We start from the raw sequence: 14,565 nt of genomic DNA, 5'->3' as shown, positions 1-14,565 counted from the left end.
GACTTTTAGCTAGATACTTAATTCATTAATGCATCCAAAGCATTAATAAAATCCTCTTTAGGGCGGGTGGCGTAAATGCCATTTCCGCCTGCCTCAGTGGGCTGCATACCACGCATAAATAAATAAAACACGCCACCAAAATGAGTATCATAACTATAACTAGGTAAGCGTACTGTTAAATAGCGTTGTAAAGCCACACAATAAATTAAATATTGTAAATAATAATGAGCCTCGGCGACTGCCTCCTCCATACGCTCCTTAGTATACTCTTCTGGAGTATTCGCCAAGCGATTAGATTTATAATCAATAATATAATAACGCCCTTTATACTCAAATACTAAGTCAATAAAACCCTTCATAAAGCCCTGTACCTCTTGAAACTTTAAGCGCTTAATCGCTTGATGTTGAGCTATTTTACTAGCTGGTGTATAGCGCTCTAAGGTTTGCTGAAGTTTTTTAACACTTAAGTATTCAATAGGAAAATAAAACTCTAGCTCATCTAAACGTTGCTCTTGAGCAATATTAATCAATTTTAGTTCAGTATTAGCTTTTAAGGGAGTATTTAAAGTATTATCAATTAACTGTACCGCAGCAGGATAATAGCGCTCATCAAAGCCATAGGCTAATAAGGTACTTTTTATTTGCTCGGTTTGTGCTTCAAGGCTTAATTTAAAATCCAACTCCTCAAACAGCTTATGCAAACACACTCCTGCTAATTTTCCTGCTGGAAATTGATTATAGTCAGTGCTTATACTAGGCGTGCTCCCCCAGTCACTATCATAATCAGGGGTTTCATAATGATTACCAGAGCTTAAACTACTAAAGCTATCAACTCGTTTAGTTTTCGCAGGAGTCGCCTTAAAATAACGGATAGGTTTTAATAAAGTCTCTTGCATTGAGCTAAGTTTTAGCTCATCTACTACTGGAGGCAAAGGCTCACAACTCATCGTGTTTTGGCTGACCTCTACTAAATCCAATAAGGCTTGCTTAAAAATTTGAGTGCGATCTTCTGGAGTAATTTTAGCCTTTTTTGCCACCTCGGATGAGGCGGTACTTAATAACGCTTCACTTTGGGGTAAATGCCCATAAAGCAACCAATATAAAGCAGTATCATAATTAAACCCATCTAACTTACCAATGGGTAAAGCAATAGAACAATGATAAATAGCCCGCGTCAGAGCGACATAGATTAAACGTAGCGATTCCTGCTGAGCCTCTTTTTTAAAGCAGGCATAAGCATTATCACGCTCATTATCTTTAAAACGTGAGGCAAATAAAGAGGTTTTACCCGTAGCTATATCATAATAATTAAACCAATAATGTGCTGGGCTATTGGCTTCACTCCATAAAAAAGGACAATATACGACTGGATATTGTAACCCTTTACTTTTATGAATCGTGACAATTTGCACTAAAGCCTCATCACTTTCTAGGCGTAACTCACTATCTTCATTACCACTATATTCAGAACACTCTACTAGCCAACGGACTAAAGCCTGCATACTTTTAGCACCTTGGCGTAATTCATTATAAAGCAATTCAGCTAAATGCCATAAGTTAGTTAAACGTCTCTCGCCATTAATAAAACTGAGTAGATGCTGCTGTTGTGTTAAATCGGGTGCTAATAAGTTAGGCGATTGTAACCAATCCTGAAACATCACCATAAAACCTTGCTTGACCCATAATAAATGCCAGCGGGTGAATTGCTCTATCCAACCTTCTAATAAGCGATTATCACTTTCCTTGCTTAGCTCTAAATCTAATAATGTTTGAACCGTTCCTCCCATTAATTCCGTGGTTAAAGCCTGACGCAATTTAGCCTCATGCGTAGGTTCGACTATGGCCTCTAATAATAAACGTAATTCGTGTGCCTCTGGAGTAGCGAAAATAGGTTCTTTAGAACGTTGTGAACTGGCAATATGATGAGCTTGTAAAGCCTCACTCATTAATTTACCTTGCTTATGACTCCTCACTAAAATAGCAATATCTCGACTTTGCAAAGCTTTAGGTTCGCCCTCGCCAATCAAAACCTCGCCTTTTCTTGCAGCCATTAATAATTGTGCTATATCACTAGCAACTGCTTTAGCAATAAGTTGTTCGAGTTGGCGAGCTGAGTATTTATTTTTGCTCTCCGTCTCTTGATCCTGTTTCTCCCAAGTCCAAAAACGTAAAGGAGCATGTAACTGGGGTGCTTGAAAGATTAAATTACTTTTACCTGCTTGGACTGTTTCATAGGCGACACTTAATTCATTTCTAAAAGGATCTTGCGAGCGACTAAAAAAATAATTAAATGCATCTAATAATGCGGGTGTAGAGCGAAAATTACGATCTAGTGTATAATGATAACTTTGATCTATATCGTGTGCAGCACGTAGGTAAGTGTGAATATCCGCCCCACGAAAGGCATAAATGGCCTGTTTAGGATCACCTACAAAAACCAAAATACCCTTTTTTTCATAAATACGACTAAATACTTCATATTGTATAGGATCAGTATCTTGAAACTCATCAATTAGGGCTACCGGATAATCCTGTACTAATTGCTGCGCTAATACAGGGCGCTCACATAAGGCTTGCTGCAAATTCACTAATAAATCATCAAAGGCTAATACGCCTAAAGCGGTTTTGCGCTGAGGTAGTTTTTCACGCAAAAATAGCATTAAGTCATAACATAGCTGATCAAATCCTTTATCTAGTGCATCTGCTAACTCTAGATCCTCTAGTATAGCCTGCTCAATTTGCTTAAATAGAGTATGCTCTGGTGTAATTTTATTTTTCTTAGTGCCCTGTACTAACTTAGTGCTAGTGAATAAATTACAAGCATTCGCCCAACCTTCTGGACGCTCTCCTTGAAACACCTTAAGCAATATAGCTTCTGCATTATAAATGGCTTCTACTGATTTATACTGAGTCTTACTGAGTGTCTCTGTGCTAATCGCTTGAATAATCAGTTGCAGCGCCTGGTTGCCTTCTTGTTGCCATTGTTTATTAATAGTCTGCCATTGATTAACTAAAAGCGTTTGACGCTGTACATATTCTTGCGCGGTTAACAATCCCTTAGGCTGGCGATCTAAATAAGGTCGACCAATATAAGGTTTGACTACGGCTAGTAAATCATCTGGCGTACAGCCTCGATGTCGAATAACTGCTTCTTGTAAAGGATCTGGATGTAACAAATAACGATGCCAAAAGTTATCGGCTAAACTAATTAATAACTCCTGCTCATCGCTAATGAGTTCACTTTCAAAGGGCATGCCCACATCAAAAGCATTTTCTTTTAAGGCACGTTGGCAAAAACTATGAATAGTATAAATCGCCGCTTCATCAAAATTGAGCAAAGCGCGTTTTAAAATTAAAAGCCGCTCGGCATCACTAGGATACTGTTCTAATAAACGTAGGTACTCTGCACTCGCCGTTTCGGGCTGCTCATAGGCAGCAACCGCTTCTTTTAGGCGTAATAAAATACGCGAACGCAATTCATCCGTGGCAGCATGGGTATAGGTCACTACTAAAATTTGATCTACTGTTAAACTTTGATCGAGCAATAAGCGTAAATAAAGCAAAGAGATAGTATAGGTTTTACCCGTTCCAGCGCTGGCTTCGATTAATAGACGTTTTTCTAGGGGAACCGTCATAGGGTCAAGGGGGTTCATCGTTTATCCTAACTATTTAGCCCGAAGTGTGACAGTAGCTTAACCCTAAGCAGGGCATTAACCAAGCTCACACTCAATGCTATACTATTTCATGCTATGCTAGCCTCATGAGCAAAGCGGTGAGAATGGGTATGAAAATTCCTTATGGTTTAAGCAATTTTGCTACAGTTATTAAAGAGCACTATTCCTATATCGATAAAACTTCTTTTATTCGCACTTTAGAAGATGAAGGGCGACATAATGTATTACTACGCCCGCGCCGCTTTGGTAAAAGCTTGTTTTTATCTATGCTATATTATTACTATGATATTAATAGTGCTAATGATTTTAATACTCTATTCGGACATTTAGCCATTGGTCAAAACCCCACACCTAAACATAATCAGTATCAAATACTATTTTTAGAGTTTAGTGGAATCGCAATCGATAATCATGAGAGTGTTTATACCGCTTTCTCAGAAAAAATCACCAATGCCCTATTAGCTTTTTTAGAGCAATATGGTTATGCTTCAGAACTACATCCAGCTATTATTCAAGCGAGCACACCTGCTGGCAAAATCGATACTTTATTACGTCTAACTCAAGGCAAAAAAATTTATTTATTAATTGATGAATATGATCACTTTGCTAATGCTTTATTAGCGGATGATTTGGATCATTTTCGTAGCATTATGGGTAAAGGTGGTTTTGTACGTGCTTTTTATGAAGCTATTAAAACAGGTACTCAAAAAGGAGTTATAGATCGCTTATTTATTACTGGTGTAACACCCATTGTGCTTGATAGCTTAACCTCAGGTTTTAATGTCGTAGATAATTTGACATTAAATCCTAAATTTAATGAAGCAATCGGTTTTACTCGTGTTGAAACAGAGTCATTATTAAAACCTTTAACTCAACTCTGCCCCTTAAGTTTAGACTCATTAATAACAACCGTTACCCAGTGGTATAACGGCTACCACTTTGCTCAAGAGGTGAGTGCTATGTATAACTCAGATATGGTGCTGTATTTTATTAAGCGTTTTGATCAAAGATCGTGTTCTTATCCTGAGTATATGCTAGATGAAAATATTGCGTCTGATTATGGCAAGATTTTAGCAATGTTTAATATTGGTCATCGAGATGATAATTATGAGGTACTAGAAGAGCTGCTTAATGATGGTTTCGTAGTTGCCAAGTCACGACGCAAATTCGATTTTGACAAAGGCTTTGATCGAGATGACTTTGTGAGCTTATTATATTATATGGGTTTTATTGCTTTTGATGGTAATGAATTGACTCAACAGCGCTTTGTGATTCCTAATTATGTGATTAAGGTGCTCTATTTCGAGTATTTTAAGATTGAGATTGAGCGTAGAAATCAGATTGCTATTTCTAATCGAACTATTGAAAAAGCAGTGATTGCATTAGCTTTATATGATGATATTGAGCCATTACGTTTAGAGGCTGAGCGTGTACTCAAAGCTTTGTCTAATCGTGATTTTCTGAAATTTGATGAAAAGCACATTAAAATGTTGCTAGTGACTTTGCTTTATCAATCAGCCGCTTATTTTATTCAAAGTGAGCCAGAGATTAATCAAAAATACCCTGATATTTTATTATTAGAGCGCAGCCCTTTTGCAGTTAAATATGAGCATTTGATTGAATTGAAATTTTGTAAGCAGTCAGAGCGTAAGAAGCATCTTAAGTTATGGGATGAAAAACGAGAACAAGGTCTAGCACAAGTACAAAGCTATTTGCAGTTACCTGACTTGAAAGATCGTCCGAAACTATCCGCTTGGGTGATGTTAACAGATGGAGAGGAGGTAGTAGTAGAGAAAGTTTATCGAAGCTAGTAATAAAAATAAGCCAGCATAAAGCTTTTTGCTTTAATAGACTAAAAAAATTTTCATGCATAAAAACCATCTTTGTATAAAAATAAAAAATACACTTAATCTAACTTCCACTTAAAAAGGAATATTTTTGAATACCACCTATTTAATACAACAGATATATAAATATATCTGCAAACCTGAGCCTAGAATAATTCTCGAATTTAGAACAGTTACAGACGCGCTTGATGAATTTCACAATTGGTCAAAAAATATTGACTACACTTTGACTTGCTTATGGTCTTACCAAGTTCCAATAGCTCACCCTGACTCTTATTGGGCTAATCATCATTTAAAAAATGAAAACTATAGATTAGATATAAAAAGACAACCTAACAAGCACAATTGCTTTGTCTACAGCAACTAATCTCAAGTCGTGCCGAAAACAACATTAGAGCAGGATTTATACTTTAAATTATGTCAAGATATGAAGCTTCAAGCATTCGATGCTACCTTAGACAATTTAGTTGAGGGGATACTACAAAAGTATGAGACAATTTTTAATCTTCTCGAAGACATGCTGCTTAAGGAAGACCCAACATGTCAAATGAGTGTAGACAACTTCATTTTTTTAGGTGGGTTTATTTGGCTACAACAAGAGCTATGGCTCTTGAACCAATGCAAAGATATTTATGGTATTCCTATTAATGAAGAGCTTAAAGAACTACTTTATAGAATAAATGAAAGTAAGAAACTATTATTTACATTTAATAATATGGTGATTGTTACAGGATTAGCGTAGTATCTATACACTGTATTGTAAAATTAAACCAATAAATAAAAAATTACCTACACCTTGTTTTTTAACTATTTGTCTCCATATTACTAGGCTAAACCACCCAAGCAACGAGTATTTAGCCTATGCCAACTACCCTCTCTCCTGAACTACAAAAACATCTCAGCCAACTAGCGCCTGACGCCCCCATGCCTGCTCTATTCGTAGGTCATGGCAACCCCATGAATGCCATTACCAACAATGACTACACAGAAACATGGCAACTATTAGGGCAACACCTGCCTAAACCTAAAGCCATCCTAGTCATTTCCGCACATTGGCTCACTGAGGGCACAACCCACATTGTCACCAATGCCCACCCCCGCACTATTCACGACTTCTACGGCTTTCCCGAAGCCTTACACCGCATTCAATACCCCGCCGTCGGTGCGCCTGATCTTGCCGCACAGATCATACAAATGATCGAAAATCCTCCTATCTCAGGCGATGAGCAATGGGGCTTAGATCACGGGGCATGGTGTGTTTTAAAGCCGATGTTTCCAGCGGCGAATATCCCCGTGCTGCAACTCAGCCTAGACATTCATAGCACCCCGCAACAACGTTATGACCTAGGCAAACAATTACAAACGCTACGCCATCAAGGGGTAATGCTCATAGGTAGTGGCAATTTGGTGCATAATCTGCGTCAAATGAATTTTAAAATGCCTTATCAGGGCTATGATTGGGCACAACAATATGATACTGCATTAGCCCAATGGATTGAACAAAACGACCTGCCAGCCCTACTAGACATTGAGCAATTACCCAGTACCGCATTAGCTCATCCTACTTTGGAACACTACTGGCCTTTGCTTTATATCCTAGGTAGCCGCTTGGAGACCGAACGGGTTTGGTATTTTAATGAGTCACTGGATTTAGGTTCTATTTCAATGCGCTCCATGGTGTTTAGTGGCAACTAAATGCTGAATGAATAAGCACCCTTCCTCAGTTAGTGTTGATGTTTAGCCCTGAAGCACCGACAATCGTTTCCTAGTACATCCATAATAAGACGATGGGAGAGTCATCATGATCAAGGTAGCGGCAATCCAAATGGCTTCGGGTCCGCAAGTACAAGCTAATCTGATGGAGGCCTCACGCCTCGTCAAAGAAGCGGCTGACAAAGGAGCACAGTTGGTCACGCTACCTGAAACCTTCGCTATTATGGGTTTACGTGATCAAGACCGTGTTGCACTCACCGAAACCTATGGCTCAGGCAAAATTCAAGATACCTTGAGTCGCTTAGCTAAAAAGCATAAGGTTTGGATTGTAGGTGGAACGATCCCACTCGCCTCTGATAAGCCAGAGCGCCCCTATGCCTCCTCGCTCTTATTTAATGATCAAGGTGAGTGTGTCGCTCGTTATGACAAGATGCATTTATTCGATGTCATGCTCGATGATGAGATAGAGGTTTACGCCGAAAGCGACACCAATTTAGCGGGCAAAACCCCTGTAGTGGTGGATACTCCCTTTGGACGTTTGGGTCTGACGGTTTGCTATGATGTACGTTTTCCAGAACTCTATCGCTGTCTGGCTTCACAGGGTGCTCAAGTCATGGTAGTGCCTTCAGCGTTTACCGATGTCACCGGCAAAGCACATTGGGAGGTATTGCTGAGAGCACGCGCCATTGAAAATCTTGCTTATGTCATTGCCCCCGCTCAAGGTGGCTATCATGTGAATGGACGAACAACCTATGGACATAGCATGATTATTGACTACTGGGGTCGAATCTGTGCAACCTTACAAAAAGGCTCAGGTATTGCAATGGCGGAATTGGATTTGGTGGAATTAGAACGCACCCGCCGTCACTTTCCAGTACTTTCACATCGTTGCTCACCTGATGTTGAGATGATTTAACGGTATTTAACAGGCTAGTGCTTGCATAGCCTGTCCCCAGTGAGAGTAACTAATGGGGTTTAGCTAATATAAAAAAGCAAAGGATTCTTATGAAACAGGCAATTGACAATGCTACCGATATTTTCTTGACCAGCAGCGGCTTAACTCATGCTCATTTAGACCAAGTATTCTCCACCTTATTGACTCGTGATACGACGCTTGCGGATCTGTATTTTCAATCTTCGCGCTATGAAAGCTGGAGCTTAGAAGAAGGGATTGTTAAAAGCGGTAGTTTTAGTATTGATCGGGGTGTCGGTGTACGCTCAGTGTGCGGCGAAAAAACAGGCTTTGCCTATAGCGGTGAAATCAGTTTGCCAGCCCTATTAGACTCTGCTAAAGCTGCACGCGCGATTAGTCAGGGTACGGTCGGTACGCTACCCCAAGGCTTTCAAGTACGCAGTGCAACACAACCGCTGTATGGCACACAAGACCCGCTGCTATCACTCTCAGAATCAGAAAAAATTGAGTTACTGAAACAAATCGATACTCATGCTCGCGCCATGAGTCCTTATGTGAAACAAGTCATGGCGAATATGGTAGCGGTACACGAAACCATTTTAATCATTGATGAGCAAGGACGCATGACAGCGGATATTCGCCCCCTAGTACGCACTAATGTATCGGTGATTGTGGAGCGTGAAGGTCAATCTGAAAGTGCGACCGCAGGCGGTGGCGGACGCTTTGATTTAGACTTCTTTATTACGAATAATCGCGCCCTGCATTACGCTGAAGAAGCCGTGCGCAAAGCCTTAATTAATCTCGATGCTAAAGCCGCTCCCGCAGGTAGTATGACTGTAGTATTAGGTTCAGGTTGGCCCGGAGTATTATTGCACGAAGCGATTGGGCATGGTTTAGAGGGTGATTTTAATCGCAAAGGTACATCCGCCTTCACTGGAAAAATCGGTCAGCCAGTCGCCTCTAAAGGCATTACCGTAGTCGATGATGGTTCTTTAGAATTACGTCGTGGTTCTTTAACGGTAGATGACGAGGGCACTCCGACTCAATGTACTACTTTAATTGAAGACGGGATTTTGGTCGGCTATATCCAAGATCGGCAAAATGCCCTACTCATGGGACAAAAACCTACTGGTAATGGGCGGCGTCAATCGTATGCCCATTTACCGATGCCGCGCATGACGAATACCTATATGCGCTCTGGACAATATGCCCCCGAAGAAATTATTGCCTCAGTAGAAAAAGGTATTTATGCCGTGAATTTCTCCGGCGGTCAGGTGGATATTACTTCCGGCAAATTCGTCTTTTCTACTTCTGAAGCCTATATGATCGAAAATGGCAAAGTGACTTATCCGATTAAAAACGCCACGCTGATTGGTAACGGTCCTGATGTCCTCACCCGTGTCAGTATGGTAGGTAATGATATGAATCTGGATGATGGTATTGGAGTGTGCGGTAAGGATGGTCAAAGTGTTCCCGTAGGTGTCGGTCAGCCGACTTTGCGTGTGGATGGTTTAACGGTGGGCGGCACAGCGAGCTAAAGAATAGGAAAACATATGATCGAACTGGATAATAAAGATGCCCTCACGGCTCAACTACAAGACTTAGCCACACAAATCTTAGCGGTCGCTAAACAACGCGGCGCAACAGCGGCTGAAGTCAATATTGATAAAGGTACTGGGCTTTCGACGGAAGTACGCATGGGCGAGGTGGAAAAATTAGAATACCACCGTGATCAAGGGGCGGGGATTACTGTCTATTTTGGTAATCGTAAGGGCTATTCGTCCTGTGGTGATTTATCAGTACAAGCCTTAACCGATGCAGTCGATGCAGCGTGTCGCATTGCTAAATACACCGCTGAGGATGAATTTAATGGGTTAGCCGATGCGGCCTTAATGGCAAAGAGTTGGCCTGATTTAGACCTCTATCATCCTTGGGAACTAGACGCTGAAACGGCTATTAATCGTGCCAAGGAAACCGAAGCGATTGCGCGTGAAACCGATGCGCGTATTACCAATAGTGATGGCTCTAGTGTAGAGAGCTATGCGGGTCTGAGCTTATATACTAATTCGCATGGCTTTTGTGGGACGGTACATAGTACGCATCATTCCGCTTCGTGTGTGTTGGTGGGACAAGACGGTGACTCGATGCAGCGCGATTATTGGTATAGTGTGGCTCGCTCACCCTATGAATTAGAAAGCCCTGACCTGATTGGGCGCAAAGCCGCTGAGCGTACCTTGCGCCGCCTCAATGCACGTACTTTAAGCACTTGTGAAGTACCTGTGCTCTTTCCCGCCACCTTAGCACGCGGATTAATCGGTAGCTTAGTATCCGCCGTCACAGGGGGAGCACAATATCGCAAAGCTACTTTTTTGCTTAACGCTATGGGGCAAAAGCTGTTTCCTGATTTTGTGCAATTGCGTGAAGATCCGTTTATTCCACGCGCTTTAGGGAGTCGTGGGTTTGATGGTGAGGGTGTTGCGACTCAAGCGCGTGATATTTTGGTGGATGGTGTACTACAAGGTTATTTCCTCAGTACTTATTCAGCTAAAAAACTCGGTATGGTTACGACTGGTAATGCAGGGGGCAATCATAATCTGATCTTGCAAAGTACCGGACAAAGCTTTGAAGACTTACTGCAACAATTAGGCACAGGGCTATTGCTCAATGAGTTATTTGGTGGCGGCGTGAATGGCATGACCGGTGACTACTCACGCGGTGCGGTCGGTTTTTGGGTTGAAAATGGTGTGATTCAATACCCTGTCGAAGAGATCACCATTGCCGGTAATCTCAAAGACATGTATCACGGTATCCAAGCCATCGGTAATGATGTGGATATGCGCGGTAATATTCGCTCTGGCTCGATTTTAATTAATCGCATGACCATTGCTGGATCGAACTAAGCAAGCCACTCCGTTACTGCTCAAGCAGTATTCCAGCCCTAGGCTTGGAGTACTGCTTTTGGGGCGGCTAATTGAGCATCACAACGCTCATACCAAGCCTGTAACGTGGGATTATTATTTAAAACGCCTTGCCAAAAAGGCATTTTAGCGCCTGATTTCAGCACGCCATATACCACAGCATCCACCAAGCCCGCCTGCTCTCCTGCATAATAGTTCTGCCCTTTTAATCCCTGTGTCGTCCACTGTTTTAAGGCCGCCTCAAACTCTTTAAGGGGTTCAGTAATCTTATGCTTAGTCTGCATTTTACGCGCAACCCTTGGCATAACTAATGCACCCGCTACTCTCACCCCCCATTGTTTTAAAGGCTTAAACTGGTTTGCCACCATAATATGCTTAAAATTCTTAAACGAGGTGCGTATATTGGGATGAATCAAAGGGGGCAAATAATGCACCAGCGTTTGATCCACCCAATGCAGCCAGTCGTAATCTGATTGGGTAGGGTTAGGTAACTGGCTATAATGCGCTTGCAGGTAGAGCACAATCTGCTCCGACTCTAGGATAATTTTACTATTAGCGCGTAATACCGGAACCTTTTTATGCTCAGTGAAGTCTAGTTCTGGCATACCAAACGGTGTTACTTCAACTACCTGATAGGGTGTATGGGTAAGGTGAAGCATGGCTTTGACTTTCCAACAAAACGGGCAGGCATTAAATTGATATAGGGTTAGCATACGGTTAATAGCTCATTCGGCGTAAAGGGTGCTGATTTTAAGATGAATAATTAAAACTCAAAAGCTTTTTGTATAAAGCACCTTGATTTTTCCACAATAAATTATTAATACAGTATAGACTTAATCCGCGACCACCGTTAGCGCTTAGCGCCTTAATTTTTATATAACAACAATAGCATTAGTATGTAACGCGACTCAGAGGGCTTTGCGATGGAGCATGGAACTGGTTTATTACCGATTATTTTAATTTTATTAGTATTATCAGTCAGTGCTGTTGCAACGGTACGTACTTTTAACCTCCCCCCTATTTTAGGCTACTTAACGGTTGGCGCTCTTACGAGTGAGCATGCTTTGCATATTCTACCCACTAATGAATCGATTGCCTTTATGGGTGAAATTGGTGTGGTGTTTTTATTATTTGCCATAGGTCTAGAGTTTTCAGTCTCCCAGTTATTAGCTATGCGGCACACCGTATTGGGCTTAGGGGGTGCTCAAGTCGTTTTATCCACGCTGAGTGGTTTTATTTTGCTCTACTATGCAGGCATTAATTGGCAAGGCGCCTTAATTGCAGCAGGGGCACTCGCTATGTCCTCAACAGCCATTGTGGTTAAACAACTAACCGATCAAGGCGAGATGCGGGTGAAACACGGTCAATTAGCCCTTGGTATTCTCCTCTTTCAAGACTTAGCCGTTGTGCCTTTTTTAATTCTAATCCCGCTCTTAACTATGGGTTCGCAGCAGCCTTTGGAGTTAAGCAGTATAGGGCTTGAAGTGCTTATGAGTGTAGGCGTATTGGGCATCGCGCTGGTACTAGGTCACTATGCCCTACGTCCCCTGTTTCACTATATTGCTCGTGCCCAATCGGTTGAATTATTTAATATTACTATTTTATTGGTCGCACTAACGGCTGCGTGGACGACTCAATCACTAGGCTTATCGCTAGCACTAGGGGCTTTTCTTGCGGGCATGATGCTCTCTGAGACCGAATATAAACATCAAATTGAAAGCGAAGTACGCCCCTATCGTGATATTTTAATGGGTTTATTTTTTATTACGGTTGGCGCCAAATTAGATTTAACGGCCTTACCTAGTTTATGGTTACCTATTTTAATTTTGGTATTAGGCGTAACCGTAGGTAAGGCTTTATTAATTAATCTACTCGCACGTCTTTTTGGCGCTGATAATGGTACTGCATTAAGAACCGGATTAGTATTAGCACAAGGCGGAGAATTTGGCTTTGCTTTATTAGCGTTGGCATTAAGTAATCAATTGTTGAATACTCAAGAAGTACAAGCGATATTAGCCGCAACGGTTATTAGTATGGCATTAGCCCCTATTATTATTCGCTATAATGATCAAGTAACTAAAAAACTATTTGCTGATACTTATTTGCGTCAACGTTACAAAGAAGCTCATAGTTTTAGCCGTGAAGTTAAAGAAATCGAGGATCACGTATTAATTTGTGGCTATCGGCGTGTGGGGCAAAGTATTGGTCGTTTATTACATGAGCAAAATATTCCTTATATTGCCCTCGATTTAGATTCGCGTATTGTGAAAGAGGCGTGGGAAGCGGGTGAAAGCGTTTATTATGCCGATGCAGCACGTCCTGAAATTTTAACCGCAGCGGGTTTATATCGCGCTAAGATCGTGATTGTAACGGTCAGTAATATGGAAATAGCCGGCTTAATTGTTGATGCTGTGCGCAAGAAACATGCTAATGTGCCGATTTTAGTACGCGCACCCGACGATACTTATATGGCCTCTTTAGAGGCAAAAGGTGCTGAAGTATTGCCTGAGTCACTGGAGGCCAGCCTTATGATTACCGAGCGTGTACTCAGCAAGATGGGTATTGCACCTACTGATATTCTGTATTTGACGGAAAAAATTCGTGCTGATGGCTATCGAGCCTTACAAAGCTTTTTCCATGGTGAAGGTACTAAGGCAGCCACCCCTACCCAAACCTTTTTATATAGTGTGGTGCTTACTGACACCTTTTATGCTGTTAATCAGACTCTACAAGCACTAGAGCTGGAAAATTTTCATATTAGTGTGAAGTCGATCCGCCGCTCCGGCATAAAAGGCGACCATCCTAGCCCTAATACCCTATTACAAGTAGGAGATGTATTAGTGTTAGAAGGTAAAGTATCCAATTTTCAGGCCATAGAACGGCATCTCAAACACGGACCCAAAACTATCCGTAAAAATATATCTGATGGAAATATCACCACGCCGCTAACTAATGATAATTAATTAATCAAACTAGCCTTAAAATGCTATTTTTTTGATCAGCGGTTAAATTTAGCTCTAGTTTTAGCCCCTTATTAGGGGCTAGTTAAAATTGGGGTTAGATCATTATTAGCGTATAATAGTAGCGCTGATTCAAAATTTAGCCATTTGTCTAGGTTCTTGCCCTTTCGTCTTACTTAGCAAGATGGTGTTTTTTCAGGCTGTGGTATGCTTTTTATTCAAGCTATACGTTAGAAAATCAATAACTTCTATTTGAATGTTTGCCAACTTATCCAACCGTACCGAGGATAGGTTTTGGTTTTAATATTTTGTGAATTTTTTCACTTAATTTTATGAATACAAATTGAGCATACATTCGGTATAGTTATGTAGCAAACGTAGTCATCCATTCTAATACTTTTAGAACTCAGTATGGTTTAGAATGATTTTGATATAGTTTAGAAAAAATGGGTGAAATACATTTTTTAAATCTAGTGGGCTATAGCTCTTTTTTTACGGGGCTATAAAACCTAGAGCTTAGGAACTGCGTCAACAGAGCAC

The 14,565-nt window shown here is 41.1% G+C and carries 9 protein-coding genes; 7 read left to right on the top strand and 2 right to left on the bottom strand.

Annotated features, from left to right (window positions below):
* Positions 1-17 precede the first annotated feature (17 nt).
* The gene (recB, locus tag IPL34_RS10655) at positions 18-3,653 is read right to left on the bottom strand and encodes an exodeoxyribonuclease V subunit beta (protein ID WP_296841432.1); all 3,636 of its coding nucleotides are present in this window, start codon (positions 3,651-3,653) and stop codon (positions 18-20) included.
* A gap of 131 nt (positions 3,654-3,784) precedes the next feature.
* On the opposite strand from recB, the gene IPL34_RS10650 reads away from it, so the two are divergent.
* From IPL34_RS10650 to pmbA, 6 genes are all read left to right on the top strand, one after another.
* Entirely contained in the window at positions 3,785-5,485 is a 1,701-nt protein-coding gene (locus IPL34_RS10650; RefSeq protein ID WP_366931037.1) for an AAA family ATPase, read from the top strand.
* Between the two features lie 463 nt (positions 5,486-5,948).
* Positions 5,949-6,263, top strand: a complete 315-nt coding sequence (locus tag IPL34_RS10645) for a hypothetical protein (protein WP_296841431.1) — start codon at positions 5,949-5,951, stop codon at positions 6,261-6,263.
* A gap of 119 nt (positions 6,264-6,382) precedes the next feature.
* Positions 6,383-7,216: a 4,5-DOPA dioxygenase extradiol gene (gene ygiD, locus IPL34_RS10640; protein ID WP_296841430.1), complete on the top strand. Its 834-nt coding sequence runs from the start codon at positions 6,383-6,385 to the stop codon at positions 7,214-7,216.
* 106 nt (positions 7,217-7,322) lie between these two features.
* Positions 7,323-8,150, top strand: a complete 828-nt coding sequence (locus IPL34_RS10635; protein WP_296841429.1) for a carbon-nitrogen hydrolase family protein — start codon at positions 7,323-7,325, stop codon at positions 8,148-8,150.
* Between the two features lie 89 nt (positions 8,151-8,239).
* Positions 8,240-9,685 carry a metalloprotease TldD gene (gene tldD, locus IPL34_RS10630; protein ID WP_296841428.1) on the top strand — a complete coding sequence of 482 codons (1,446 nt, stop codon included), beginning with the start codon at positions 8,240-8,242 and terminating at the stop codon, positions 9,683-9,685.
* Between the two features lie 15 nt (positions 9,686-9,700).
* Positions 9,701-11,047 (top strand): metalloprotease PmbA, encoded by a 1,347-nt coding sequence (pmbA, locus tag IPL34_RS10625; protein WP_296841427.1) that lies wholly within the window; start codon positions 9,701-9,703, stop codon positions 11,045-11,047.
* 38 nt (positions 11,048-11,085) lie between these two features.
* On the opposite strand, the gene IPL34_RS10620 is transcribed toward pmbA, so the two are convergent.
* Positions 11,086-11,778 carry a glutathione S-transferase N-terminal domain-containing protein gene (locus IPL34_RS10620; RefSeq protein ID WP_296841426.1) on the bottom strand — a complete coding sequence of 231 codons (693 nt, stop codon included), beginning with the start codon at positions 11,776-11,778 and terminating at the stop codon, positions 11,086-11,088.
* A gap of 210 nt (positions 11,779-11,988) precedes the next feature.
* Here IPL34_RS10620 and IPL34_RS10615 point away from each other — a divergent pair, with 210 nt between their 5' ends.
* Entirely contained in the window at positions 11,989-14,028 is a 2,040-nt protein-coding gene (locus IPL34_RS10615) for a cation:proton antiporter (protein WP_296841425.1), read from the top strand.
* The last annotated feature ends 537 nt before the right edge of the window (positions 14,029-14,565 follow it).

The organism is Thiofilum sp., assembly GCF_016711335.1.
Taxonomy (GTDB): domain Bacteria; phylum Pseudomonadota; class Gammaproteobacteria; order Thiotrichales; family Thiotrichaceae; genus Thiofilum.
This window is presented reverse-complemented; position numbering and strand designations above follow the sequence as displayed.